This window comes from Edaphobacter lichenicola (assembly GCF_014201315.1).
In the GTDB taxonomy this organism is placed as follows: Bacteria; Acidobacteriota; Terriglobia; order Terriglobales; family Acidobacteriaceae; genus Edaphobacter; species Edaphobacter lichenicola_B.
The window spans coordinates 286,726-311,442 of record NZ_JACHDY010000004.1; the positions used below are offsets into that span (position 1 = coordinate 286,726).

General features: G+C 58.6%; 24 protein-coding genes. 10 read left to right on the top strand and 14 right to left on the bottom strand.

What is annotated here, in order from left to right; all coding sequences use genetic code 11:
* Positions 1-240: 240 nt before the first annotated feature.
* The 3 genes from HDF09_RS14750 to HDF09_RS14760 all read left to right on the top strand — a co-directional run bounded on the left by HDF09_RS14750 (position 241) and on the right by HDF09_RS14760 (position 3,924).
* Positions 241-1,272, top strand: a complete 1,032-nt coding sequence (locus tag HDF09_RS14750) for a VWA domain-containing protein (RefSeq protein WP_183767639.1) — start codon at positions 241-243, stop codon at positions 1,270-1,272.
* A gap of 811 nt (positions 1,273-2,083) precedes the next feature.
* Entirely contained in the window at positions 2,084-3,082 is a 999-nt protein-coding gene (locus HDF09_RS14755; protein WP_183767641.1) for an aldo/keto reductase, read from the top strand.
* Between the two features lie 140 nt (positions 3,083-3,222).
* Positions 3,223-3,924, top strand: a complete 702-nt coding sequence (locus HDF09_RS14760) for a 1-(5-phosphoribosyl)-5-[(5-phosphoribosylamino)methylideneamino]imidazole-4-carboxamide isomerase (protein WP_183767643.1) — start codon at positions 3,223-3,225, stop codon at positions 3,922-3,924.
* 137 nt (positions 3,925-4,061) lie between these two features.
* Here HDF09_RS14760 and hisF read toward each other — a convergent pair whose 3' ends face one another.
* The 8 genes from hisF to hisI are packed head-to-tail and all read right to left on the bottom strand — an operon-like array spanning position 4,062 to position 10,028.
* The gene (gene hisF / locus HDF09_RS14765; protein WP_183767645.1) at positions 4,062-4,835 is read right to left on the bottom strand and encodes an imidazole glycerol phosphate synthase subunit HisF; all 774 of its coding nucleotides are present in this window, start codon (positions 4,833-4,835) and stop codon (positions 4,062-4,064) included.
* 3 nt (positions 4,836-4,838) lie between these two features.
* Positions 4,839-5,120, bottom strand: coding sequence for a biotin/lipoyl-containing protein (locus HDF09_RS14770; protein WP_183767647.1), 282 nt, complete (start codon positions 5,118-5,120; stop codon positions 4,839-4,841).
* Between the two features lie 3 nt (positions 5,121-5,123).
* The gene (gene hisH, locus HDF09_RS14775) at positions 5,124-5,735 is read right to left on the bottom strand and encodes an imidazole glycerol phosphate synthase subunit HisH (protein ID WP_183767908.1); all 612 of its coding nucleotides are present in this window, start codon (positions 5,733-5,735) and stop codon (positions 5,124-5,126) included.
* A gap of 43 nt (positions 5,736-5,778) precedes the next feature.
* Positions 5,779-6,405, bottom strand: a complete 627-nt coding sequence (gene hisB, locus HDF09_RS14780) for an imidazoleglycerol-phosphate dehydratase HisB (protein WP_260181327.1) — start codon at positions 6,403-6,405, stop codon at positions 5,779-5,781.
* A complete protein-coding gene (gene hisC / locus HDF09_RS14785) occupies positions 6,387-7,493 on the bottom strand; it encodes a histidinol-phosphate transaminase (RefSeq protein ID WP_183767649.1) in 1,107 nt (368 codons plus the stop codon). The genes hisB and hisC overlap by 19 nt, the downstream gene beginning before the upstream one ends.
* Positions 7,490-8,749, bottom strand: coding sequence for a histidinol dehydrogenase (gene hisD, locus HDF09_RS14790; RefSeq protein WP_183767651.1), 1,260 nt, complete (start codon positions 8,747-8,749; stop codon positions 7,490-7,492). The genes hisC and hisD overlap by 4 nt, the downstream gene beginning before the upstream one ends.
* Before the next feature lie 47 nt (positions 8,750-8,796).
* Entirely contained in the window at positions 8,797-9,678 is an 882-nt protein-coding gene (gene hisG, locus HDF09_RS14795) for an ATP phosphoribosyltransferase (RefSeq protein WP_183767653.1), read from the bottom strand.
* Complete coding sequence (gene hisI, locus HDF09_RS14800) at positions 9,675-10,028, bottom strand: phosphoribosyl-AMP cyclohydrolase (protein WP_183767655.1); 354 nt, start codon at positions 10,026-10,028, stop codon at positions 9,675-9,677. Before hisI ends, hisG begins: the two co-directional genes overlap by 4 nt.
* Positions 10,029-10,347: 319 nt before the next feature.
* Between hisI and HDF09_RS14805 the strand changes: the two genes are divergently transcribed.
* The 4 genes from HDF09_RS14805 (at position 10,348) to HDF09_RS14820 (ending at position 15,050) form a co-directional block, all read left to right on the top strand.
* Positions 10,348-10,656 carry a ComEA family DNA-binding protein gene (locus HDF09_RS14805; RefSeq protein ID WP_183767657.1) on the top strand — a complete coding sequence of 103 codons (309 nt, stop codon included), beginning with the start codon at positions 10,348-10,350 and terminating at the stop codon, positions 10,654-10,656.
* A gap of 116 nt (positions 10,657-10,772) precedes the next feature.
* Positions 10,773-13,406: a SpoIIE family protein phosphatase gene (locus tag HDF09_RS14810; protein ID WP_183767659.1), complete on the top strand. Its 2,634-nt coding sequence runs from the start codon at positions 10,773-10,775 to the stop codon at positions 13,404-13,406.
* Between the two features lie 213 nt (positions 13,407-13,619).
* Positions 13,620-14,411: a DUF4397 domain-containing protein gene (locus HDF09_RS14815; protein ID WP_260181328.1), complete on the top strand. Its 792-nt coding sequence runs from the start codon at positions 13,620-13,622 to the stop codon at positions 14,409-14,411.
* A 300-nt stretch (positions 14,412-14,711) separates the two neighbouring features.
* Positions 14,712-15,050 carry a hypothetical protein gene (locus HDF09_RS14820; protein ID WP_183767661.1) on the top strand — a complete coding sequence of 113 codons (339 nt, stop codon included), beginning with the start codon at positions 14,712-14,714 and terminating at the stop codon, positions 15,048-15,050.
* Between the two features lie 117 nt (positions 15,051-15,167).
* On the opposite strand, the gene ahcY is transcribed toward HDF09_RS14820, so the two are convergent.
* The 4 genes from ahcY to HDF09_RS21160 all read right to left on the bottom strand — a co-directional run bounded on the left by ahcY (position 15,168) and on the right by HDF09_RS21160 (position 20,007).
* Positions 15,168-16,616: an adenosylhomocysteinase gene (ahcY, locus tag HDF09_RS14825; protein WP_183767663.1), complete on the bottom strand. Its 1,449-nt coding sequence runs from the start codon at positions 16,614-16,616 to the stop codon at positions 15,168-15,170.
* 268 nt (positions 16,617-16,884) lie between these two features.
* Positions 16,885-18,189 (bottom strand): MFS transporter, encoded by a 1,305-nt coding sequence (locus HDF09_RS14830; protein ID WP_183767665.1) that lies wholly within the window; start codon positions 18,187-18,189, stop codon positions 16,885-16,887.
* Positions 18,190-18,589: 400 nt separating this feature from the next.
* A complete protein-coding gene (locus HDF09_RS14835; protein ID WP_183767667.1) occupies positions 18,590-18,874 on the bottom strand; it encodes a hypothetical protein in 285 nt (94 codons plus the stop codon).
* Positions 18,874-20,007: a bifunctional transcriptional activator/DNA repair enzyme AdaA gene (locus HDF09_RS21160; RefSeq protein WP_311719609.1), complete on the bottom strand. Its 1,134-nt coding sequence runs from the start codon at positions 20,005-20,007 to the stop codon at positions 18,874-18,876. Before HDF09_RS21160 ends, HDF09_RS14835 begins: the two co-directional genes overlap by 1 nt.
* Before the next feature lie 100 nt (positions 20,008-20,107).
* Between HDF09_RS21160 and HDF09_RS14845 the strand changes: the two genes are divergently transcribed.
* Entirely contained in the window at positions 20,108-20,617 is a 510-nt protein-coding gene (locus HDF09_RS14845) for a DUF3455 domain-containing protein (RefSeq protein ID WP_183767669.1), read from the top strand.
* Here the strand turns inward: HDF09_RS14845 and HDF09_RS14850 are convergent.
* The gene (locus tag HDF09_RS14850; protein ID WP_183767671.1) at positions 20,599-21,528 is read right to left on the bottom strand and encodes a transglutaminase-like domain-containing protein; all 930 of its coding nucleotides are present in this window, start codon (positions 21,526-21,528) and stop codon (positions 20,599-20,601) included. The two genes, HDF09_RS14845 and HDF09_RS14850, sit on opposite strands and share 19 nt — an antisense overlap.
* Positions 21,529-21,787: 259 nt before the next feature.
* Between HDF09_RS14850 and HDF09_RS14855 the strand changes: the two genes are divergently transcribed.
* Together HDF09_RS14855 and HDF09_RS14860 are read left to right on the top strand one after the other, a co-directional pair.
* Complete coding sequence (locus tag HDF09_RS14855; RefSeq protein ID WP_183767673.1) at positions 21,788-22,732, top strand: aldo/keto reductase; 945 nt, start codon at positions 21,788-21,790, stop codon at positions 22,730-22,732.
* Between the two features lie 28 nt (positions 22,733-22,760).
* Positions 22,761-23,144: a nuclear transport factor 2 family protein gene (locus HDF09_RS14860; RefSeq protein ID WP_183767675.1), complete on the top strand. Its 384-nt coding sequence runs from the start codon at positions 22,761-22,763 to the stop codon at positions 23,142-23,144.
* 235 nt (positions 23,145-23,379) lie between these two features.
* Here HDF09_RS14860 and metK read toward each other — a convergent pair whose 3' ends face one another.
* Entirely contained in the window at positions 23,380-24,552 is a 1,173-nt protein-coding gene (metK, locus tag HDF09_RS14865; protein WP_183767677.1) for a methionine adenosyltransferase, read from the bottom strand.
* Between the last annotated feature and the right edge of the window lie 165 nt (positions 24,553-24,717).

Sequence of the window (24,717 nt, forward strand, 5' to 3'; positions counted from 1 at the left end):
CCAAATCCCTAAAATGACATAGGTTCACGGTTTCATCGTGAACCACGCAGTGGAGTGCGGCCACAGTCCTTGGTTTCAGCGGATCGATTCACGCTGCGGTATCCGTCAAGACCCCCGCAGTTGCTTGTTCTTAGTCGTTGCCTATTCTTAAAATCAGTACAAATCAGTGCCTCCGCGCCCATTCGCGTTAAGCCTCACATTTTCCTCAAACTCACCCCCAACTTCGTCGTCTAATACGGTATGCGCTTCTTCTGCCTCGCCGCCGTCGCCCTCGCTCTCGCCCCCGCCCTCCACGCGCAGGAGGCACCCTCCCCCGGCGGCCCGCCCCCCGCCAGCGACGCCGCCGCCCAGCCCGTCGACATCGGCGACACCCAGACCCTCAAAGTCAACGTCAACCTCGTCAACGTCTACTTCTCCGTCCGCGACAAGAGCGGCTTCATCACCAACCTCCACAAAGACGACTGCAGCATCCTCGAGGACAAGGCCCCGCAAAAAACCAAGAACTTCACCCAGGAGAAAAATCTCCCCCTCACCATCGGCATCCTCCTCGACACCAGCGGCAGCCAGATCCACGTCCTACCCCTCGAGCAGCAGTCCGGAGCCGAGTTCCTCAAAGACGTCCTCACCCCCAAAGACGAAGCCTTCCTCATCTCCTTCGACATAAACGTCAACCTCCTCTCCGACTACACCAACAGCCCCCGCGAAATAAAACGCTCCCTCGACTCCGCCGAAATAAACACAGGCGCCGGCACCGGCTCAGTCACCGGCAACGGCACCGCCCGAGGCACCCTCCTCTTCGACGCCGTCTACCTCGCCGCCCACGACAAGCTCCGCCAGGAGGCCGGCCGCAAGATCCTCGTCCTGCTCACCGACGGAGGCGACCAGGGCTCGCAGGAAACTCTAAAGACCGCCACCGAGGCCGCGCAAAAGGCCAACGCCATCGTCTACGTCATCCTCCTCTCCGATCGCGGCTTCTACGGCGGAGGCTTCGGCATCAACCTCGCCGACACCGGCGAACGCGATATGCAGAAGCTCGCCACCGACACCGGAGGCCGCGTCATCAACGTAGGCAACAACGGCAAAAAACTCGAAGAAGCCTTCAACCAGATCCAGGACGAGCTCCGCACCCAGTACCTCGCCAGCTTCACCCCCACCAACACCAAAATCGACGGCACCTTCCGCACCCTCAACATCACCTGCCAGCCCGGCCAGAAGATCCAGGCCCGCAAGGGCTACTACGCCATAGCCGACGCCCTCGGCAAAGACGACTAACCCTCTCCCCGCTTCCTCTCCCCTCTACCGGTCATTCTGAGCGAAGCGAAGAACCCCCACATTTGCTTTTGCCATTTCTGTTGCAGTTGTTGTCGCCTGCCCTTTGTTTGTCATCCCGTAGGGATCTGCTTTTTTGCCCTCCCCTTATCACCCACCCCTCCACACCGCTGTCATCCTGCGCGAAGTGGCTCACGGCACTATGTGAGCCGCGCAGTCGAAGGATGCCCGTCCCTTATCAACCACGTAAGAACCACGTTATTGCATCGAACAACCACGTTCGGTCCACCCTCTTCCGCGTCCTTCCGCCCACGAAAAATCCCGCCAAAGGCGAGAGCAAGAACCGAGATGGCACGGCTTCAGAGTCTGCTGAAAATCTGTTTTGCTTAAGGGCACGGCTTCAGCCGTGCCAAAAGGTTACCGCCGCGAAGCGGCTACCGCTCTGCCGAAGGCTGGAGCGAAGCCCGAAGGGCGAAGCGACTAAATCTATTGCCTTTGCTTTTGCTTTTTCTTTCACGATTTCTGCCCAAAAATCGCATGTCAAGCCCCATAACCACTCAACCCCTTCCAAACCAACAACATCCACACAGCATTTCGTTAGCTCCCAACCGCTATACTGGATACAGAGAGAAAGAGGTGAAGGCAAAGCCCACGCCCAACACGTAATTTTGTTGATAATAAATATTTTGCGCACAACTCATTTGTATTGAATACTTTGCAGACACTACCCCTCTGTAAACCATTGAATACAAATATTTTATGTCCAAAATACCCACAGGGGGGAGGGGGGACCCCTCCGAACCAAGGAGTCAGCATGGACTACATCAATCTCGGCAAGACCGGCCTCAAAGTCTCCTGCATCACCCTCGGTTGCATGTCCTACGGAGTCCCTCCCGCCGGCCCCCTGCGCCCCGGCAGCCATGCCTGGGCCCTCAACGAAGAAGAGAGCCAGCCCTTCTTCAAGCAGGCCCTCGACCTCGGCATCAACTTCTTCGACACCGCCAACATCTACACCGTAGGCTCCAGCGAAGAGATCCTCGGCCGCTTCCTCAAAGCCAACACCAAACGCGAAGACACCGTCATAGCCACCAAGCTCTTCTACCCCCTGCGCGACGACCCCAACGCGAAGGGCCTCGGGCGCAAGCAGATCTTCTTCGAGCTCGACCAGAGTCTCAAGCGCCTCGGCACCGACTACGTCGACCTCTACCAGATCCACCGCTGGGACTACGAGACCCCCATCGAAGAGACCATGGAAGCCCTCCACGACACCGTCAAATCCGGCAAGGTCCGCTACATCGGAGCCTCCTCCATGTACGCCTGGCAGTTCGCCAAGGCCCTCTACACCGCCGACCTCCACGGCTGGACCCGCTTCGTCTCCATGCAGAACCACTACAACCTCCTCTACCGCGAAGAAGAGCGCGAGATGATGGGTCTCTGCCAGGCCGAAGGCATCGGCGTCATCCCGTGGAGCCCGCTGGCCCGAGGCCGTCTAGCTCGTGCCTGGAACGCCGAGACCACCAAACGCAACGACACCGACCAGTTCGCCAAAACCATCTACGCCCCAACCGAAGAAGCCGACAAAAAGGTCATCGATCGCCTCGGCGAACTCGCCGAAAAGCGAGCGATCCCCCGCGCCACGCTGGCCATCGCGTGGATGCTCAGCAAGCCTTACATCACCTCGCCCATCGTAGGCGCCACCAAACCAAATCACCTCACCGACGCCGCAGCCGCCCTCGCCGTTAAGCTCACGCCAGAGGAGATAACCTCCCTCGAAGAGCCCTACATCCCCCATCAAGTCGTAGGCTTCAGCTAACAAGCTGTAACCCCCGACCAAAGGGAGGACCATGCACGCCAATCAGCCAAGACAAGGTACACAAGTCACGAAGTGACCGCCCGCCGCGCAGGCGGCCCGTCCGGCAGGACAAGAACTGAGCACTAAAGAAAGAAGAAAGAATGTTAATACCCTCAATCGACCTGATGGGCGGCCGCATCGTCCAACTCGTACAAGGCGAAAAGCTCAAACTAGCCTTCGACGACTTCGACTACTGGATCGAGCGCTTCCAAAAGTACCCTCTGGTCCAACTCATCGACCTGGACGCTGCCATGCGCCTCGGCAACAATCGCGCCCTCATCGAGATGATCGCGAAGCGTCTCCCCTGTCAGGTAGGAGGCGGCCTCAAGACCGCAGAAGACGGCAAATTCCTCCTCGAAGCCGGAGCCAGGCGAGTCATCTACGGCTCCAGTCTCTTCCGCCCCGCCGAGCCCGACCACATCCGCCGTCACAAGCTCATCTATCTCGAGTTCGCCGAAAGCCTAAAGTCCTCACTCGGCGAAGAAGCTCTAGTCTTCAGTGTCGACACCAAGGCCGGAAGAGTCGCCGTCAAAGGCTGGAAAGACTCCGTCGACCTCACTCCCGAAGAAGCCATCACCTGGCTCGAAGACTACTGCGCCGCCTTCCTCTACACCCACGTAGACACCGAAGGAACCATGCAGGGCTTCCCCTTGGACGTAGCTGCGATCCTGAGAGCCTGCACCGCCAAACAACTCATCGTAGCCGGAGGAATCAAAGAGCGCAGCGAAATAGACGCACTAGACGCCATGGGAGTCGACGCCGTAGCAGGAATGGCCGTCTACTCTGGCGCCATGGAAGCATAGCGAACCTGATCCCGACCAACGGGAGGACCGAAGCGCATCATCGGAGCAATGCAAGGTATACACCCACGAAGTGGGCGCCCGCCGCGCAGGCGGCCCGTCCGGCAGGACAGATCTTAGAACAAGCAGAGTTCAAATAACTAGCAAGGCAGCCGAACAGGAACCCCAGCCCGCTGCAACTCCACCTTCAACTCGCGCGAGTCCGTAACGCCGAAGTGAAAGATGCTGGCAGCCAGCGCAGCATCTGCCCGACCCCGCCCGAACACCTCAACAAAGTGCCCAGCAGTCCCCGCCCCACCCGAAGCAATCACCGGAATCTGCACCGCCCCACTCACCATCGCGGTCAACTCACAATCGAACCCGGCCCGCATCCCATCGGTATCCATCGAAGTCAGCAGAATTTCCCCGGCCCCCCGATCCTCCGCCTCACGAACCCAATCCAGCACCCGCCGCCCGGCCGCCTTCCGACCACCACTCACAAAAACTTCAGCCTCTTCAACCCCGCGTCCTTCAACTCGCCGAGCATCGACGGCCACAATCACGGCCTGCGCACCAAAGCTGCCGCCGATCTCCCCAATCAGCTCCGGCCTCGCAACCGCCGACGAGTTGATACTCACCTTATCTGCACCAGCATCGAACACCGCCGCAGCATCCTCCGCACTCCGAATCCCGCCACCAACCGTAAACGGCACAAACAGCGCCGCCGCTGTCCGCTTCACCGTATCGAGCAGCGTTCCGCGCCCCTCATGCGTCGCCGTAATATCCAGCAGCACAATCTCATCCGCTCCAGCTGCAGCATGACGATGCGCCAACTCCGCCGGGTCCCCCGCATCAACGATGTCCACAAACTGCACGCCCTTCACCACGCGCCCGCCGCGCACATCGAGACAAGCAATAATCCGCTTTGTCAGCATCGGCTATCCCAACCTCATCGGAACAGCCGCTGGCACCGCCACCAACTCACCCTCACACACAATCCTGGCCATCGAATCCCCATTCTCGATCACCGCGCCATGCTCCACAAACCACTCCACCAGCAGACCCTGCCGCGGCGCAGGCACATGAAACTCCATAGCCCCATCTGTCAGAGTACAAACCGCCTGCCCGGTCCCGACAAGCGACCCCGCCGGCACTAGCTGCTGCACAAACGTATAAGAAGGTTCTTCAGTCGCAATTTTCAGCTCATACAAAAAAGGCATACTCTACAACTCCACAAAGTTCTTCAAAACCTGTAATCCCACTGTGCTCGACTTCTCCGGATGAAACTGCACGCCCATCACGTTGTCCTTCTCGGCCACTCCCGTAAACGCCCCACCATATTCTGTAACCGCAGCAGTTGCATGAATCACCGGAGCACGCCACGAGTGAGTGTAGTAAACAAATCCACCACGCTCGACCCCGTGCATCAACCTCGAATCAGCGCTCAACCTCTCCAGCGAGTTCCACCCAACATGCGGCGACTTCAACTCCACGCCGTCGAACAGAGCAGGGAACCGTTCGCACATCCCCGGAAAGTGTCCCAACCCAGCCACGCCCGAGGCCTCGGTTGACCCCTCAAACAACCACTGCAACCCCACACAAATCCCCAGGAACCACGAGCCCTTAGCAATACTCTCCCGTACTGCATCCTCCAACCCAAGTTCGCGCAATAGGGAAGTAGCCTGAAAGTGCCCCACACCTGGCAACACCACCTTAGCCGCTCCGCGTACAACGGCTGGATCCTGTGTCACCACCATCTCGCGCACGCCAAGATACTTCAGCGTCTTCACAACGCTGGTCAGGTTCCCCGCTTTGTAATCAATAATCGCAATCATACGAGCAGCCTTACTCATCCATCCGTCATGGATGAAGACGATTTCAAAGCAGTCCCTTGGTGCTTGGTAACATCTCTCGCATCCGCTCATCTCGCGAACAAGCCCCACGCAGTGCCCTTGCAAACGCCTTGAAGATCGCCTCAATCTTGTGATGATTGCTGCGTCCATACAGCGTCTTCACGTGAACGTTTGCCTTCGCTCCACGAGCGAATCCATCGAAGAAATCGGTCAGCAACTCGCTCTGAAAATCTCCCACCAGCCGGACCTTGACCTTATCGTCGACAACATAAGCAACACGTCCACTAAGATCCACCGCCGCTACAGCAAGCGTCTCATCCATCGCCATCACAAAGTACCCGGCGCGCATGATGCCTTTCTTGTCGCCCAGCGCTTTACTAAAGGCCTCTCCCAACGCGATCCCCACATCTTCGACCGTATGGTGCTGATCGACATCAAGATCGCCGGTACACTTCAGCGTCAGGTCGAACCCCCCATGACGTGTAAACAACTCCAGCATGTGGTCAAAAAAACGAATCCCTGTCGACACCTTGTACATGCCCTGTCCATCGACGACGAGCTTCAACGCAATCTGCGTCTCCGTTGTATCGCGCTTGATCGTTCCAGAGCGAACCTTCAAAGTCTTCGCCGCCGTCATACCGTCGCGCTCCATCCAATCTCCTGCAGCGAAGTCCTCAGCGCCGCCAGTCCAAGCGTCACATGTTCTTCGATCCCGATAGTGATACGCACAAAACCATCACACCCAGGATCGGTCGATCGATCCCGCAACAGCACTCCGCGCCTTCTCATCGCATCTACAAGCGTCGCATGCTTTGGCCCAATATTCATCAGCACAAAGTTCGCATGACTAGGAAAGAAGGGAACCCCCAACTCTCGCAGTCCCTTCATCATGCGCTCTCGCCCAATGCGCACCTGCTCGCTATACCAGGAAAGATATTCCTCGTCGGCAACAGCAGCCGGCAGACAAGCCAGCGCTACTCCATTCACGTTGTACGGCGAAGATACCTTCCGCACACTCTTCAGCAGCTCTGCATTCCCTGCCAACATGCCGACGCGCAGGTTGGCCAGTCCATAAGCCTTTGAAAACGTCCTGGCCACGATCAGATTCGGCACCGTCGCCAGATCTTCCATCGTCGACTCGCCATGAAAGTGAGAGTAAGCCTCATCGACCATCAACACCGCGTGAGGAGCCGCAGCGGCAATTGCCAACAGATGCTCTTTGCTCACCGTTGCTCCGGTTGGATTATTTGGAGAAGCCACAATAATCAACTTCGTCTTATCCGTGATAGCAGACATAAAGCGCTCGAACGGAAACTCCAGCGTCGCATCCGCCTGCACCTTTCGCAGGTGAGGCGTCATCATTTTGATGCTCACGTCGTACATAAAAAACGTTGGGGTCGCAATCAGCGCCTCGTCATCCGCCTCGAGAAACGCCACACACATCAGGTGAATCGCCTCATCGACGCCGTTCGTCAGCAGCACCTCTTCGGTCTTCAATCCGAAATGAGTCGCGACAATTCTTTCTACCGGCTCCCTCTCGGGATACTTCGTCAGTCCCTCCGCCGTCAGCGCCAACAACGTCTCCATGACACGTGGTGAGGGCGCAAAAGTATTCTCGTTGAAATCCAGTCGCAGTGCATCCCGTCCAGCCAGCGGCGGATGGTACTCCGGCATCTCCAATACTGCTTTACGCGGCTGCACGATTTTTTTATCTGTAACCAGATCAGTAGCAAGACTCATCTCATCCTCACTCGCACGCTCTCTGCATGTCCTTTCAGTCCCTCAGCTTCAGCGAGTACAACTGCATGAGGGCCCATCTTCTTCAACCCCGCCTTCGTGTACTGCTGCACCGTAATCACTTTCACAAGATCCATCACACTCAACCCTCCACGGATTCGTCCAAAGCGCCCGGTAGGCAACACATGATTAGGGCCAGAGACGTAGTCTCCCATCGACTGCGGCGTGTACTCCCCTACGAAAACCGACCCCGCATTTCGAATCCACTTCAGATCAGCCTCCGAATCCACGCTCAGATGTTCCGGCGCGAGACGGTTCGTCAACTCCTGAGCTTCGCGAACCGAAGAGGTTACAAATACGCATCCCCGCGCTGCCAGCGACTGCCTCGCAACCTCATTATCTCGCGTCCGCAACTTCACCTCAGCCGCAACCCTCTTTGCCAAAGCTTCCTTGCTCGTAATCAGGACGGCCATCGTCTCCGGGTCGTGCTCCGCCTGCGCAACCAGATCTGCAGCGATCCCCGCGGCGTCCCCGGCTTCACTCGTCACTACAATCTCCGTTGGGCCCGCCGGCATATCGATTCCGCACTCATTCGAAACCAATACCTTCGCTGCCGTCACATACAGGTTTCCCGGCCCAACAATCTTATCGACTCGTTCGATCGCAACGGTGCCGTAAGCCATCGCCGCAATCGCCTGGGCCCCGCCAACACGGTAAAACTCCGTCACTCCAGCTAGCCACGCCGCAGCCATCGTCTCCTTTGCAGGCTTCGGCGAGCACACCACAATCCGTTCCGCCCCCGCGACCTGCGAGGGGATCACCGTCATCAACAACGTCGAAGGCAGCGGATAGCGTCCTCCCGGCACATAGCAGCCAACGCTCCCCAGCGGCCGCACAATCTGCCCCGTCCTCACTCCATCTACGGGAGAGATCGTCCACTCACGTGGCAGCTGCGCCTCGGCGAACGCCAGAATATTTCCTCGCGCCACCATCATCGCCGCCTGCAGCGCTGGTGCCGTCGAGTCCCAGGCGGCCTTCATCTCATCCCGCGACACCAACAGCGGCTGGCCCTTTCGAAGCCCATCAAGTTCCGCCGCGTACTTCAGCAAAGCTCGATCGCCACCCTTACGCACCGCTGCGAGAATGCGTCGCACCACGGGTTCCACGCGCGCCGTGTTCACAGCACCTCGCCGCTCCAGCGATTCGATCAACGCATCCGCCGCAGCCTTGCCACGGCCAAAGGTCTTTACCAGCTTCATCCCGCAACTCCAGAGGCAAATCACTACCGAAACAGGGAATCGATCTTCTACAACACAACCTTACTCAGCGGATACTCAACAATTCCAGTAGCTCCTGCAGCTTTCAGCTTCGGAATCACCTCGCGAACCAACGCTTCATCCAGAATCGTATTCAGAGCAACCCACTCCTGATCGCTCAGCTGCGACACTGTCGGCGAATTCAACGCAGGCAATTCACCAACGATCTTCTCCAGATCGGCCTTCCGCGCATTCAGCATCAAACCGACCCGTCCCTGCGCAGCGATCGCCGCATTCAGCATCAGCGAGATATTCTCAATCTTCTCCCGCTTCCACGTATCTTTGTACGCTGCTCTATTCGCGATCAACTGCGTCTCACTCTCCATCAACGTCTCGATAATCCGCAGCCGGTTCGCCCGCAGCGACGATCCCGTCTCCGTCACCTCGACGATCGCATCCGCCAGCGTAGGAGGCTTCACTTCAGTCGCACCCCAGCTAAACTCCACCGTCACCGGAATCTTCTTTCCGGCAAAGTACCGCTTCGTAAACTCAACCAACTCCGTAGCAATAATCTTGCCCGCCAGATCCTCCGGCTTCTGGAACGGCGAATCCTCAGGCACCGCCAGCACCCACTTCACCTTCTGCCGGCTCTGCTTCGAGTACGTCAGACTCGTGACATACTCCACGTCGGTCTCATTCTCCAGCACCCAGTCGTTGCCTGTCAGTCCAGCATCGAGCGCCCCATGCTCCACGTACCGCGCCATCTCCTGAGCCCGCACCAGCATGCACTCAATCTCAGCATCGTCGATAGAAGGGAAGTAGCTCCTCCCATTCGCGAAGATCCTCCAGCCAGCCCGCTCAAACAGCGCAATCGTCGCGTCCTGCAGACTGCCCTTCGGTATTCCCAGCTTCAATCGCTTCGTCTCGCTCACTTCGCCTCCATCGCAATATTCTTCGTGAAGCAGCTCACCGTACCCTCGTGACAAACCAGCCCATCCCCTTCAACTTCAACCTTGAACAGCAACGCATCGTTATCGCAGTCGGTCGAGGCTTCAATCACCCGCAGCCGATTGCCGCTCGTCTCGCCCTTCATCCAAAGCTTCTGCCGAGTCCGGCTCCAGAACGTGACAAATCCGGTCTCAAGTGTCTTGGCGTAGCTCGCCTCGTTCAAAAAACCGAGCATCAGCATCTCGCCGGTCTTCGCATCCTGGACTATCCCTGGAACCAGGCCATCCATCTTCGCAAAATCGATCGTCACGGTATCGATCCTTTCTGTCTCCATCAGTTATGACACAAGAAAAAGGCCCGCTCGCGGTAAGCGCGTCAGCGGGCCTTTCGAAATCCTTAGTAAGCGTTCGTTACTTCGCCACTCCGGACACAGCCGCCAACACGCTCTCTGCGTGATAATGCGAATGGCCGTGATGGAGGTGCAAGCTGCTCATCTCCCATTCAGGGTAGCGTCCGGGCATGGAGAAGTCAAACCGTACCACCCCGGCCGCAGCTCCAAGTCAGCAAATCCCAAAAACTTGTCCGTTGACGCAGCCCGTACACTCTCGTACTCTTCCGCTGTAAAGCATTCAGCCCAAAGTAGGAGATCCAAGATGCTCAATCTGCGCCACAAACTTCTCGCCGCAGCACTATTGCTCTCCGTCGCCCCGGTCTTCTCGGTTGCCCAGGCCTCCAAAGCAGGCACGCCAGCCGCAGCTGCAGCCACTGCGCCGCTCGACATCAACACCGCCACACCCGACCAGCTCAAGGCCTTCCCCGGCATCGGCGATGCTTACTCCAAGCGCATCATCGACGGCCGTCCCTACACCGCAAAGAATCAGCTCGTTACCAAGGGTGTCCTCCCGCAGGCCACTTACAACAAGATCAAGGACCAGATCATCGCCAGCCACCCCAAAAAATAGGCGGCAGCTAAAGCCCCTGCTCAGACGGGCATCCAGATCAGGATGCCCGTCCCATTTAACCCATCCTCTCTTCGTACAAACCTCGACGCCGCTGCTACCATCTCTCCAACTGGCCTATGCCCCAGAGATCCGCACGCCTTCAATATCTCCTTCTCGCCCTCGTAGCCGCCCTCGCGCTTCTGCATGCCTACGGTGGTGCCATCCTCAACTTCAATCTCCTGGCCCACGGCGACTCGATCGTTCGTTCTCCGTTTGAAAGCGGCCTGCATCTGGAGACGACGACCGACCTCCGAGAGGAGGCCCTCGCCGCAGGTCTCCGACCCTTCGACACCATCCTCACGATCAACGGCCAGCCCTATACCAGTCGCAGCGTGCTCCTTGACCAGACACGCCATGCCTCTCCCGGCGACTCGATGACCGTCACCTATCGCCGCGGACCCGACGGACCAGGCGGAGCAATCAACTCAGCCACAATCAAACTCGCCCCAAACCACCCGCAGAAGCTTTCGCCCCTTGCAATCGCGGTCCGCTTAGCGTTCGCCGTGCTACCACTGTTTTGCCTTCTCATTGGTCTCTGGGTCGTCTTCGCACGTCCAAGAAATCCGCACGCTTGGTTGATTCTAGGCATCCTCTGCTACTTCGACGCCCTCTTCATTAACCCCACCGAGATCTCCGGCTCGTACCTCGTCCCCATCGCTTTGTTCTGGAACATCGTAGCGCAAACCGCCATGCCGCTCTGCCTCATGTTCTTCGGTGTCTACTTCCCCGAGCGATCCACCCTCGACATCAAGCTCCCCTGGGTCAAATGGCTCTTCGCCATCCCAATCCTCATCCTCGCCCCGACAGATGTCCTTTACTACTTCGGAGATATGTGGAGCTTCGCCTCGATTCGCTGGCTTGCTCCTTATCTCTACTCCATCAACACGGCGGAAAACGTCATCAGCGCTCTCGCCATCTGCTGGTTCTTCATCACCCTGGGGCCGAAGATCGGGCAAGCTACCGGCGATGCCCGCCGCCGCTTGAGAGTCCTCTACGTCGGAACTTCAATCGGCCTCACGCCCTTCTTCCTTCTGCTCCTCTACTCCCTCTACAAGCGAAGCGACTTCGGTCAGGACATCCCCCAATGGGTCGACGTCACAGTCTTCCTGATCCTTCTTCTCTTTCCCCTCTCCCTCGCCTACGTCGTCATCGTACAGCGCGCGATGGATCTCCGCATCATCATCCGCCAGGGAACCCGCTACGCCTTCGCTCGCGAATCTCTCACTGTGGTAAGAGTTGGGCTTGCCATCTGGTTGGCCTTCTCCCTCAACGACTTCTTCAAACACCCCGACCACCAGCGCAACGACATCATCCGCATCTTCTGCATCGTTGCAGTCTTCTTCGCCTTCCGCTTCCTCCTCTCCAAACGCCTGCAACTGATGATCGACCAGCGCTTCTTCCGCGAGGCGTACTCCACCGAGCAGCTCCTCTCCGAGCTATCCGACCAGGCCCGAAACTTCACCGAAGTCGCGCCGCTTCTCGAAACCATCACTCGCCGCCTCAGCTCCACCCTCCACATCGATCGCATCGCCGTCTTCCTCCGCTCCGGCGATACCTTTCACCTCCAACTAGCCACCGGAATGCCCATGACCCCAGATGCAGCGCAGTTCTTCTCTCTGCCCGCCGCCTCCACCACCATCAAAGCACTCAGCCGCGCCAAAGCCCCCGCCAACGTCTATCGCGACGACCCCTCCAGCTGGCTCATCGACGCCACCGACGCCGAACGCAACGCCCTCAACGATCTCTCCACCGAACTCCTCGTTCCTCTCCCCGGCCGCACTCGCCTCGCCGGCGTCATCGCCCTCGGCCCCAAAAGCTCCGAGGAGCCCTACACCAAAACCGACCGCCAGCTCCTCCAGACCATCGCCTCCCAGACCGGCCTCGCCCTCGAAAACGCCGAGCTCATCCAGAACCTCACCAACGAAGTCGCCCAGCGCGAACGCATCTCCCGCGAGATCGAGATCGCCCGCGAGGTTCAGGAGCGCCTCTTCCCGCAGACCTATCCCAAACTTCCAGGCGTCGATCTCGCCGGATTCTGCCGCCCCGCGCAAGCCGTCGGAGGCGACTACTACGACTTCTTCCTCCTCCCTTCAGACTCAACCACCGACTCCCGTCTAGCCCTCGCCCTCGGCGACATCTCCGGCAAAGGCATCTCCGCCGCGCTCCTCATGGCGAGCCTCCGCGCCAGCCTTCGCAGTATCGCCGGTCTCCAGCAGGCAGACCTCGCAGCTCTCCTCTCTCACGTCAACCACGTCGTCTACGAGTCCTCCACCACCAATCGCTACGCCACCTTCTTCTACGCAGAATACGATCCAATCAACCATCTCCTCACCTACGTCAACGCCGGACACAACCCTCCCTACGTCCTGCGCGGCGCCGAAACCATCACCCTCGAACCCACCGGAACCGTAGTAGGCCTCCTCCCCAACGCCGAATACTCCCAGGCCACCCTCCAAATGCATCCCGGAGACGTCCTCCTCGCCTTCACCGACGGCATCTCCGAAGCCATGAACCACAGCGACGAAGAGTGGGGAGAAGACAACATGCTCGCCGCCGCCCGGCAGCTCCTCTCCCGTCCTGACTGCACCACAACCGCCGGCCAACTCCTCACCTGCATCCTCGACGCCGCCGACAAGTTCACCGCCGGCGCTCCTCAACACGACGACATGACCCTCCTCGTCTGCACCATCGCCCGCACACCCACCCAATAGCCCGTTCGTCAAGGCTGAACTCGGCCCTCCACCGGCGTGTCAAACCCGCTCGCACCCCGCAAAGACGCAATCAAGAAAAATTGGTAAATCCTTCGTAATCCCACAGATGGGTCATATCCTTGATTCACTCCGCAGTCGCCTGAGCAACAAAATCAAGTAGAGTGAAGGCAGGGCAGCCAAAGTTCAATCTGATACAGCACTGACGTCCCCTTGATGTCGCTCTGGATCTACCCTGATGTCCCTCTGATCTATACGGTTCGACGCTCTATGTTCAACAACATTCCTCTCGTCCATTCCATCACCCGCGTCGCCGGAGCCGCGACGATCCTGCTCGCACTCACCGGCTGCGGCGCCATCGTCAGCAGCGCTCCCGCGCCCCAGCTGCGAGTCGTCACCGCCTCACCCGACGCCGCAAGACTCGACATCTACCAGGGCTCCAACGCACTCGCGCACAATCTCGGCTTCGGCACCGTCACCTCCTACATTCCCGTCTCGTCAGGCAGCGACACTATCGCCGCAAACACCGCCGGAACCAAGCAGCTCCTCTCCGCATCCAAAACGAACTTCGCGTCGTCCGGCCAATACACCGTTCTCATCGGCAGCACCGCAGCCAGCCTGCAGCAGCTCACCCTCACCGACCAGAACCAGCCCGCACCCACAGGCCAGATCGCGCTCCGTTTCCTCAATCAGGCCACCCACTCCGGCCCCATCGACATCTACCTCGTCCCCGCCGGCCAAAGACTCATCGCAGTCGCCCCCACCGTCACCAACACTCTCTTCGGAGCCAACACCGGCTACCTCAACCTCCCCGCCGGCGCCTACTCCCTCGTCATGATGCCCAGCGGAACTATTCCGCCCACGCCGCCTCTCGCGATCTACACCGGTCCCCAGGTCACCTATCCCTCCGGCGCAGCCCGCACCATCATCCTCATCGACCCGCAGCAGGCCTCCTCCCCTGGCCTCCAGGTCATTACCGCCAGCGACTTCGATCCCGCCGCCAACTAGAGCAAAGTAGCAGTTGGCGTAGAGTCTGCCTGCCCTTTGTTTGTCATTCCCGAAGGGAATCTGCGGTTGCCCCCCTCCACTCCAACAACAAATCCGCTCTAGCTTCGCCGCCCACTCCTCTAGCCGAACGATCCCTCCACAAGCCTCGCGCATACCCGCAGAACTCGCTAAAGTCGCGGCATTTTGAAAAAATATACTTCTCCGATTGACCACAACACCCGCAAAGTCCCTGTGTCTATTCCCTCCGTAAGCGGCAGCAGCAAGATCAAAGCAGCCGCAGAAAATTACAGGAGCGCCACCATGAACCTCACCAAACTTGCCCTCATCGCCACTCTCACTCTCGCCCCAGCCGCCATCTTCGCGCAGACCCCAACCCCCGGCCAGAACGACTACAACATCAACCAGCGCAAAGCCGACCAGCAGCAGCGCATCGGCCAGGGCGTTCAGAGCGGCCAGCTTACCGCCGGAGAAACCGCTCGCCTCGAGCATCAGGAGGCTGGCATCAACAAGGAAGAGCGTGGCATGCGCGCCCAGGACAACGGCCACCTCACCAGATCCGATCGCCAGACCATCCACAAGCAGCAGAACCAGGAGTCCCGCCGCATCTACCGCGACAAGCACAACAACAAGGTCCGCTAAAACCACGCAATCTCACCTGAAACCCTGAAGACTGAATCAATCTGCTTCGTTCTCTCCATGCAGCAAAACAAAGGCCGCCGAGGAACTCCTCAGCGGCCCTTTGTTTCGTCCTGAAGCCTAGTAGCGGTAGTGATCCGCCTTGTAAGGCCCTTCCACCGGAACGCTCAGGTAATCCGCCTGCTTCTTCGAGAGCGTCGTCAGCTTCACGCCGATCTTCTCCAGGTGCAGCCGTGCAACTTCTTCGTCCAGCTTCTTCGGAAGAATGTAGATCCCAATCTTGTACGTATCCTTGTTCTTCCACAGATCAAGCTGAGCCAGCGTCTGGTTCGCAAAGCTGTTCGACATCACAAAGCTCGGATGGCCCGTCGCGCAGCCCAGGTTCACCAATCGACCCTCAGCCAGAACGAAGATGCTGTTGCCGTTCTCGAACGTGTACTTGTCCACCTGCGGCTTTATGTTCAGCTTCTTCACGCCCTTCAGCGCATTCAGCGGCTCCATCTGAATCTCGTTGTCGAAGTGGCCAATGTTGCACACGATCGCCTGGTCCTTCATCAGCTTCATGTGCTCCACCGTGATGATGTCAACGTTCCCCGTGCAGGTCACATAGATATCGCCACGACCAAGAGTCTCCTCAATCGTCGTGACCTCATAGCCCTCCATCGCAGCCTGCAGCGCATTGATCGGATCGATCTCCGTCACGATCACTCGCGCCCCCAGCCCACGCAGCGAAGCCGCCGAGCCCTTGCCCACATCGCCATAACCGCAAACCACCGCGACCTTGCCCGCAACCATCACATCCGTCGCGCGCTTGATGCCATCCACCAGCGACTCGCGGCAGCCGTACAGGTTGTCGAACTTCGACTTCGTCACTGAATCATTGACGTTGATCGCCGGAACCAGCAGCGTACCCTTCTCCAGCATCTTGTACAGCCGGTGAACGCCCGTGGTCGTCTCTTCCGAAACCCCACGCCACTCCTTCGCCACATCCTGCCAGCGCGTCGGATTCTCCGCATGCACCTTCTTCAGCAGAGCCTTGATCACATCCTCTTCGGTCGAGCTCGAAGGCGAATCAATCCACTTATCGCCCTTCTCCATATCCACGCCCTTGTGGATCAGCAGCGTCACATCGCCGCCATCGTCGATCACAAGCTGCGGCCCCAGCAATCCACCCTTTCCGTCAGGGAACTTCAGCGACTCGTTCGTGCACCACCAGAACTCCTCCAGCGTCTCGCCCTTCCACGCAAACACCGGCACACCAGCCGCCGCAATCGCAGCTGCCGCATGGTCCTGGGTCGAGAAGATGTTGCAGCTCGCCCAGCGAACATTCGCGCCCAGCGCCACCATCGTCTCAATCAGCACAGCTGTCTGGATCGTCATATGCAGCGAGCCGGTCACGCGAACGCCTGCCAGCGGTTTCCCCGCAGCATACTTGTTGCGGATCGACATCAACCCGGGCATCTCCTGCTCGGCGATCTCAATCTCCTTCCGGCCAAACTCCGCCAGAGAAATATCGGCTACCTTGTAATCCACCCCTGCTGCCGCCTTATCGACTGTCGCTGTTGCCATATCGAAAAACCTCAAAATGCTGAATTTTTACCTACTCCAGAATACCATTCCAACCCCTTGAGAGGCTGTTTGAGAAACATGTCCTGCCGGACGGGCCTCCTGCGCGGAGCGCGGGCGTTCGCACGCCCTTTTAGAGCTTCGCGTGGTCCTCCCGTTGGTCGGAATCATCATCCCTCGCGACCAACGGGAGTGCCAACCGAAGGGGTATACCCATCACGAAGTGATCGCCCCGCGCGCAGCGGACCCGTCCGGCAGGACAAGCCTCTAACTAGAGATCCTTCTCCACACCCCGCGGCCTCCGCACCACCAGGGCCAGCCCCGCCGCCCCAAGCGCCATAGCACTGACAAGATAGAGCCCCCCAACAAAGCTGTGCGTAGCATCGCTCAGTCGCCCCGTCATAGCAGGTCCCACAAATCCACCCACCCCACCGACCATCTGCAGAATCGCCACAGCTCCAGCCGCCGCCGTCCCGGTCAACATACTAGTCGCCAGGGTCCAGAATGGCCCCATCATGCTCCAAAGCCCCACCGCCGCCAGCGTCATCGCACACAGCGCCACCACCAGCGCATGCGCCCACGCCGTCCACGCAAACCCCACCGCCGACAACGTCAAGCACCCAGCGATATGCCATCGCCGCTCCTTCCGTTTATCCGAACTCCACCCCACCACCACCGTCATCACCGCAGCCGCCAGATAAGGAAACGTCGCATACCGCGCAATCAAAATCGCATCCCTCTCCCCACCACGCGAGAAGCTCTGCAGAATAAGCGGCATCCAAAGATTCACGATATACACGCCCACCTGGCTCACAAAGTACACACCCGCAAGCACCCACAAAGCCGGCAGCCTAAACGCATCCAGCAGCCTATGGTGCGTCGAAGCACCAGACAGCTCCTTATCCCGCTGCAACTCCCCCTCAAGCCACGTGCGCTCCTCAGGCCGCAGCCACCCTGCCTTAGCAGGCCCATCCTTCAGCACAAACAAAACCGAGATCCCCAGCAGCACGGTAGGAACTCCCTCCGACACAAACAGCCACTGCCACCCCGCCAGCCCACCCACACCATCCAGCTTCAGCAGATAGCTCGACAGCGGCCCACCCACCACTCCCGCCAGCGAAGTCGCCGTCATAAACTTTGCCACCGCCCGCGCCCGCTCCTGCGTAGGAAACCAGTACGTCAGGTAGATAATCATCCCCGGAAAAAATCCCGCCTCACTCACCCCCAGCAAAAACCGCAGCACATAGAACGACTCCTTCGAGTGCATAAACATCATGCAGGTCGAGATCACGCCCCACGAGATCATGATCCGCGCAATCCATATCCGCGCACCCACACGCGTCAGCATCAAATTGCTAGGCAGATCAAACAGCACCGACCCCAGAAAAAAAATCCCCGCACCCGTCCCATACACCGTATTGCTGAAGTGCAGATCCCGCTGCAAATCATAAGCAGCAAACCCCACATTCACCCGATCCAGATAAGCCACAATATAGAGCAGAAAAATATAAGGAATCAGCCGCCACGTAATCTTCGAATAAAGCGCCCGTCCATCCACCGCAGCCGTCGATTCCATCCCTCTACTTTAGCCTTTTATATTTGGCAATCAATGACGACGTTAAAATTGCTGATAGCGTGTCGGGCCTTCCAATCAATAGAATCTTCCAATGTTCAGCTTCGGTAGACTGTGGCGCAAGTTCATGGGCGTGGAGCGACCTCCGGCTCACTGCCTGCAGCACTCCAAGCACGATGGGCATTGTCATGCGTGTCATGCGGCTGAAAAACAGGTAGCTAGGACCTGGGGACGGTTTTGGCCCACTGGCCCTTTGTCTGGGCTATCGGAGACTGCACCTGGATCCGATTCCGCTTCTTCTACTCCATCTCCACCCTCTGACTTTACGGGATTCGGTGGTGGCGCAAGCGGTGGAGGTGGGGCTAGCTTTTAGCGCACCTGTAACTCATCGAGCCCCGCGCTCCTAACGCACCGGCGGAATAATCTGCACCCGCTTTGACTCTAAATACGATCGCCACCCCGCAAAGGCCAGCAGCACAAACAGCCCTGCGAACCCAAGTGCCACGCCGAGTGCACCCGCTACTCCCAGCAGCGTGACCCAAAGCGGGTTCGTCTTCTCGGAAAAATAGGCGAACGCCGCAACAATATCTCCAAGCACAAGTAAGAGGGAAAGCAGCATCACGGCTATACTTGCTATGATCCAGCCCTTGAAACCATCCGGCAGCGATTTGCTCTTGGCAACACTCATCACGCCCGCTCCGCCTCCAGCAGCCGCCTCTTCCGCTCCACCCCCCAACGATATCCAGTGATCGCCCCATCCTTTCCCACCACGCGATGACACGGCACCGCAATCGCAATCGGATTCGTTCCGCAAGCCCCCGCCACCGCACGCGAAGCCGACGGCGCACCAAGCTGCAAAGCCACCTCCGAGTAACTCCGCGTCTCTCCACGAGGAATCGCCTGCAGCGCCTTCCACACCCGCTGCTGAAACGCCGTAGCCCTCACATCCAGCGGAAACGTAGCCGCCAGCGGATGCTCCCCAAGCTGACTCGCCACAAACGCAACCGCATCCGCCAGCCAACCAGTATTTCCCTTAGCCACCACCAGCTGCGCCTTCGAAAACTGCTCCCGCAGCCCAGCGATCAGTTCTTTGTCGTCCCTCCCAAAAGCAATCGAGCAGATCCCCACATCCGTCGTCGCCACCAGCATCCGTCCCAGCGGACTAGCTGCCGTGCAGTATCGAATCAGCAACCCAGCCCCACCCTCCCGCATCACCCGCGGAGTCATCCCCAGCGTGGCCGCACTCTTCTCATACAGCCTGCTGCTCGAACCAAACCCAGCCTCATAGATCGCATCCGTAATCGGAGCCTTCACCTTCCTCGGCTCCCTCACCTTGCTCTTGAATCTCTCCAGCCGAGCCTCCTTCGCATACTGTCCCGGACTCACCCCCAGCACCCGCTTGAACCCACGCAGAATCGTCAACCGCCCCACGCCCGTAGCCTTCGCCACATCGGCCAGCCGCGTCCGTGTCTCAGAGCCCGCATTCTCCCGCAGATACTCCGTCACCGCCGCAATCGCACCCGCCTGCGGATCAGCCTTCGCCTCAGCCCTATCGGGTTCACATCGCAAACAAGCACGATATCCAGCCGCCTCAGCCAGCGCCGGGGTAGGGAAGAACGTCACATTCTTCCGCGAAGGCCGCCGGCTCGCGCAACTCGGCTTGCAATAAACCTTCGTAGACTTCACGGCATACACAAACTGCCCATCCGCGCTCACATCCCGCCCCAGAACCTGCTGCCACTGCTTGCCGGGAAAGTAACTCGGAACCGCCACATCGCTCTTCGCTGCACTCGTCATCGGAATCGTCATTGTCTCTGTCATTCCAGTATCCTCCCATCCACTGGAAATCCGCACACTCCGTTTCGTGTCTTCAAAGTAGCGCAACCTTGCAGTGCAATCTTCGCGGCGTAAACTATGGTCGATGAAACCGCGAACCCGTCTCCCCCTCTCCCTCTCCGCGACTCTCCTCTTCACAGCTCTCGCCTCCGCGCAAAGCCCCACCGACCCGCCTCCCACGCAACGCCCCATCCTCACCGTCACCGGCAAAGGAGTACAGATCTACGCCTGTCAGCAAACCGACTCCGGCCCGCAGTGGATCTTCAAAGCTCCCGACGCCACGCTCTATGACAAATCCGGCACGCCCATTGGCACCCACGGCGCCGGGCCCATGTGGGTCTCGAACGACGGCAGCATCGTCAAAGGCAATCTCCTCCAAAAGACCGACTCACCCGAACCCCAGGCCATCCCCTGGCTGCTCCTAAAAGCCGCCGGCACCACCGGCTCCGGCATCATGACTCACGTAGAGTTCATCCGCCGCTCCGACACCCACGGCGGCATCGCGCCCACCATCGGCTGTGACGCCCAGCACCTCACCACCACCACCCGCATCGATTACTCCGCCACCTACACCTTCTACTCCGCCAAACCCTGAACCGCCCCCGCCGAGCCGCGATTTGCCGCCGTCACTATAGGCTCCTGCGCAATCGTGCCCGGCAGACTCGGCACCGTCGTCCCATCCTCGAGCACCTCATAGCTATCCACATAAAAGTTCGTCAGAATCGCATTTCCGAATGAAGTCGTAATCGCCACATCCGCCGCATCCCGACCCGCCGCCATCAGCACCCGCCCAATCCTCGGTTCGTTATGCCGCGCATCCATCGTCATCCAGCGCCCATCGAGAAACACCTCATACCACGCGCTGAAATCTCCCGCCCCGCTAAACGGCGCGCGAATATCCCCGAGATATCCCGTCACATACCGAGCCGGAATATTCTGGCAACGCGACAGCGTAATCGCCAGATGCTGATAGTCCCGGCATACTCCAATCCGCTCCGTGAAGACATCCATCGCCGTCTTCGTCGGTCGCGCCGTCTTGTAGTTGAACATCACCTTCTCATGCACCCAGTCGCGAATCGCCGAAGCCTTCGTCCATCCCGGCGTCATCCAGCCAAAGAGATCCTGAGCGATCGGCCCAAACTTGTCCACCTCGCAGTACCGGCTCGCCAGCAAGTACTGCAGCACCTCCGACGGCAGATCCTCCACCGCAGCCTGTTGCGCATACGCATTGATCGGATCCGCCAGCCCCTCCATCTCCACAACGTTCATCCCGCTCAATCGAATCTCACCCGCCGGCGTCATAAACCGCGTGCACCGATTCCCAAACACATCGTTATACTCCGACACCGGAACATCAGCCTTCGTCTCGCGATCAATCTGTTCAACCTTCAACGCATTGCCCGCCCGCACCTGACCCTCCAGCGACGGGTGCAGATGCAGCATCGCCACCATTGGCGTAGGCATAGGAAGATGAAATTGAATATCGTATTCAGACTTAACAAGCATCAAAAACCCTCTTCTCGACTGGGGTTGGTACTAATGGGATGCAATTAAGCGATAGCCAGCAGTCTACTGCATCTTCTCCCAGACCCCACAACCAAAAAACAGAGCTATGCTAAGCAACAGAGCAGGCAAAATAGGCACACAGGGTGCGCAGTCTCCGAAAACGCTTTGACGATTTCGCTGGCGCCTTTTCTGGGGCCGGACATCTAAATTTTGAAACCGGTCGGTGGTGCAGGACGCAAAATAACGCGGAGGTGTCCCCATGGCTGAATCTTCTGATCTTCGGCTGACGAAAATGCCGCTCAACAACAGGGGCGGCCATATTCCCGCACTCGGCTTTGGCACCTTGATTCCCGACGCAGCCGTGACAATCACTGCGACCAGAGACGCTCTGGAAGCCGGATTTCGACACTTCGATGGCGCGGAGCGATACCGGAACGAGCGTGAGGTGGGCGAGGCCTTGCAGGCAGGACTTGCTGCTGGAGGGATTGCGCGCGAAGACATCTTCGTCACCACAAAGTTGTGGAACTCCAATCATCGGCCCGAGCGTGTCGAACCGGCCTTCGAGGCGAGTCTGGACAGACTCCGGATCAACTATCTGGATCTCTATCTCATTCACACTCCGTTTGCCTTTCAACCGGGAGACGAGCAGGACCCGCGAGATGAAAACGGCAATATCCTCTACGACAACGGAGTGACTTTGCTCGACACATGGAGAGCAATGGAGGGTCTCGTTGACGGCGGCAGATGCCGGGCCATCGGACTGTCGGACATCAGCTTGAACCAACTGTTGCCCATCTACGAATCCGCAAGAATCAAGCCTGCGGTGGTCCAGGTCGAAGCCCATCCGTATCTGCCGGAGACGGAGCTCCTGGAGTTCTGCAAAGAGAAGGGGATTGTGCTTTTGGCCTTCGCTCCATTGGGCCACGGAATGCGCCCGGGGCTGCTCGAAGATCCAGTCATTTCGGCAATTGCCGCACGGGTTGGAAAGACGCCGGCACAGGTGCTGCTGGCATGGGCGGTGCAGCGCGGCACGGCTGTGCTTACCACACCCAAATCTGCGGCTCGCGCGCGAGAGAATTTTGACATCTCCACCCTTCCGGAAGACGCGATTAACGAGATCAATCGCATCCAGATCAGACAGAGGCTCAACGACGTGGTAAATACCGGCAGCCCAGGTTTCATTCCACGAGTTAAATCAGCATGAAAAGCCAAACAACACCTGGAGCAGCCCCATGCAAGAAGAACAGATACGCGAAGCATTGAACGCGCATTGGCGTGCGTCGGCAGCCGGCGATGCAAACGCGGAGCACGATATTTACGATGACAACGCCATCTGCGACTATCCCCAGTCAGGCGAGCGCATCCTGGGGCGAAATAATTTGCAGGCCCTGCGGAGTCATCACCCCGGCAAGCCGTCAGGTTTCAACGTCAAGCGAATTCTCGGAAAAGGTGACCTCTGGGTCACGGAATACACCATCATCTACCAGGGGCGACCGGCATACACCGTGAGCATTATGGAGTTCCGCAACGGCAAGGTCGTGCACGAGACACAGTATTTCGCAGATCCCTTCGAGGCGCCTGCCTGGCGAAGCCAATGGGTTCAACGGATCGCGTGACGCCGAATTGAGATCCGATTCGTACCGACAAGTCGGCTTGTGGGAAGTAAGGTTGCTGTCAAATCACAAGCAATCCGAACTCTGAGTCGGTCGGCGAGGTTTTGCTTTTTTATGCTCAGAGAATCGGTGTGCAAAAAACAGGATCGTAGCAACGATCATCAGCAACTGAACGAGCCACCACAAGAAAAAAGGCAAACCCGAAGGCCTGCCTTTTTTCCAATCCATTCAGAAGAAATTAGTTGGAAGCCAACTGCTTGACCCCAGCCTGCTCCGCCAGTGCAGCGGCCTTATCGGTCTTCTCCCACGTAAAGCCCTCGCCCTTGCGGCCAAAGTGACCATACGCAGCCGTCGCCTTGAAGATCGGCTTGCGCAGATCGAGCCCTTCGATGATGCCCTTCGGCGTCAGCGAGAAGTTCTTCCGTACCAGGTCCTCAAGCTTCGACTCATCAATCTTGCCCGTGCCAAACGTATCCACCAGCACGCTCACCGGCTCGGCCACACCAATCGCGTAGGCCAACTGCACCTCGCAGCGATCCGCCAGCCCAGCCGCGACGATGTTCTTCGCCACATACCGCGCCATGTAAGCCGCCGAACGGTCCACCTTCGTCGCATCCTTGCCGCTGAACGCTCCGCCGCCATGCCGTCCCATACCGCCATACGTATCGACGATGATCTTCCGACCCGTCAAACCCGTATCGCCCATCGGTCCACCGACCACAAACCGGCCCGTAGGATTGATGTGGTACTTCGTATCCTGGTCCAGCAGCTCCGCCGGAATCACAGCCTGAATCACGTGCTTCAAGATATCCGCGCGCAGCTCTTCGTTTCCGACATTCTCCGCATGCTGGGTCGAGATTACAACCGCATCCACCCGCTTCGGCTTGTGGTTCGAGTCATACTCCACCGTCACCTGGCTCTTGCCATCCGGCCGCAAATACGACATCAGCCCACTCTTGCGAACCTCGCTCAGCTTATGCGCCAGCTTGTGCGCCAGCGAGATCGGCGTCGGCATCAACTCCGGCGTCTCGTTCGTCGCATACCCGAACATCATGCCCTGGTCGCCAGCTCCGCCCGTATCCACACCCATGGCGATATCGCCAGACTGCTTGTTGATCGTCGAAATCACCGCGCAGGTGTTCGAGTCGAACCCATACAGCGCGTTGTCATATCCAATCGCGGCAACCGTTCCGCGCACCAGGCTCTGAAAATCGACATAAGCCTTCGTCGTAATCTCCCCGGCAATAACCACCAGACCCGTGCAGGTCAGCGTCTCGCACGCCACGCGGCTATAGGGATCCTGCGCCAGACAGGCGTCCAGAATCGCATCGGAGATCTGATCGGCAATTTTATCGGGATGCCCCTCAGTGACAGACTCACTCGTAAACAGAAAACGGTCGCGTTTAGCCAAAACTCCTCCAAAGAGTACCTGCCCGGACACTTAGCCCGGAGCAGCGTGCATCCCTTCATTTTACCCACGCGAGGGGCAACCGGGCAAAGGGACTCATCCATCTGTGTCACACGATCATTCAACGGCCATATTCTGCATCAAGCGGCATCTGCATCAAGCAGCATC

Coding starts and splice junctions, on each gene's coding strand:
- HDF09_RS14750 (WP_183767639.1), top strand. CDS start 241: ATGCGCTTCTTCTGCCTCGCCGCCGTCGCCCTCGCTCTCGCCCCCGCC.
- HDF09_RS14755 (WP_183767641.1), top strand. CDS start 2,084: ATGGACTACATCAATCTCGGCAAGACCGGCCTCAAAGTCTCCTGCATC.
- HDF09_RS14760 (WP_183767643.1), top strand. CDS start 3,223: ATGTTAATACCCTCAATCGACCTGATGGGCGGCCGCATCGTCCAACTC.
- hisF (WP_183767645.1), bottom strand. CDS start 4,835: ATGCTGACAAAGCGGATTATTGCTTGTCTCGATGTGCGCGGCGGGCGC.
- HDF09_RS14770 (WP_183767647.1), bottom strand. CDS start 5,120: ATGCCTTTTTTGTATGAGCTGAAAATTGCGACTGAAGAACCTTCTTAT.
- hisH (WP_183767908.1), bottom strand. CDS start 5,735: ATGATTGCGATTATTGATTACAAAGCGGGGAACCTGACCAGCGTTGTG.
- hisB (WP_260181327.1), bottom strand. CDS start 6,405: ATGGAGCGCGACGGTATGACGGCGGCGAAGACTTTGAAGGTTCGCTCT.
- hisC (WP_183767649.1), bottom strand. CDS start 7,493: ATGAGTCTTGCTACTGATCTGGTTACAGATAAAAAAATCGTGCAGCCG.
- hisD (WP_183767651.1), bottom strand. CDS start 8,749: ATGAAGCTGGTAAAGACCTTTGGCCGTGGCAAGGCTGCGGCGGATGCG.
- hisI (WP_183767655.1), bottom strand. CDS start 10,028: ATGGAGACAGAAAGGATCGATACCGTGACGATCGATTTTGCGAAGATG.
- HDF09_RS14805 (WP_183767657.1), top strand. CDS start 10,348: ATGCTCAATCTGCGCCACAAACTTCTCGCCGCAGCACTATTGCTCTCC.
- HDF09_RS14810 (WP_183767659.1), top strand. CDS start 10,773: ATGCCCCAGAGATCCGCACGCCTTCAATATCTCCTTCTCGCCCTCGTA.
- HDF09_RS14815 (WP_260181328.1), top strand. CDS start 13,620: ATGTCGCTCTGGATCTACCCTGATGTCCCTCTGATCTATACGGTTCGA.
- HDF09_RS14820 (WP_183767661.1), top strand. CDS start 14,712: ATGAACCTCACCAAACTTGCCCTCATCGCCACTCTCACTCTCGCCCCA.
- ahcY (WP_183767663.1), bottom strand. CDS start 16,616: ATGGCAACAGCGACAGTCGATAAGGCGGCAGCAGGGGTGGATTACAAG.
- HDF09_RS14830 (WP_183767665.1), bottom strand. CDS start 18,189: ATGGAATCGACGGCTGCGGTGGATGGACGGGCGCTTTATTCGAAGATT.
- HDF09_RS14835 (WP_183767667.1), bottom strand. CDS start 18,874: ATGAGTGTTGCCAAGAGCAAATCGCTGCCGGATGGTTTCAAGGGCTGG.
- HDF09_RS21160 (WP_311719609.1), bottom strand. CDS start 20,007: ATGACAGAGACAATGACGATTCCGATGACGAGTGCAGCGAAGAGCGAT.
- HDF09_RS14845 (WP_183767669.1), top strand. CDS start 20,108: ATGAAACCGCGAACCCGTCTCCCCCTCTCCCTCTCCGCGACTCTCCTC.
- HDF09_RS14850 (WP_183767671.1), bottom strand. CDS start 21,528: ATGCTTGTTAAGTCTGAATACGATATTCAATTTCATCTTCCTATGCCT.
- HDF09_RS14855 (WP_183767673.1), top strand. CDS start 21,788: ATGGCTGAATCTTCTGATCTTCGGCTGACGAAAATGCCGCTCAACAAC.
- HDF09_RS14860 (WP_183767675.1), top strand. CDS start 22,761: ATGCAAGAAGAACAGATACGCGAAGCATTGAACGCGCATTGGCGTGCG.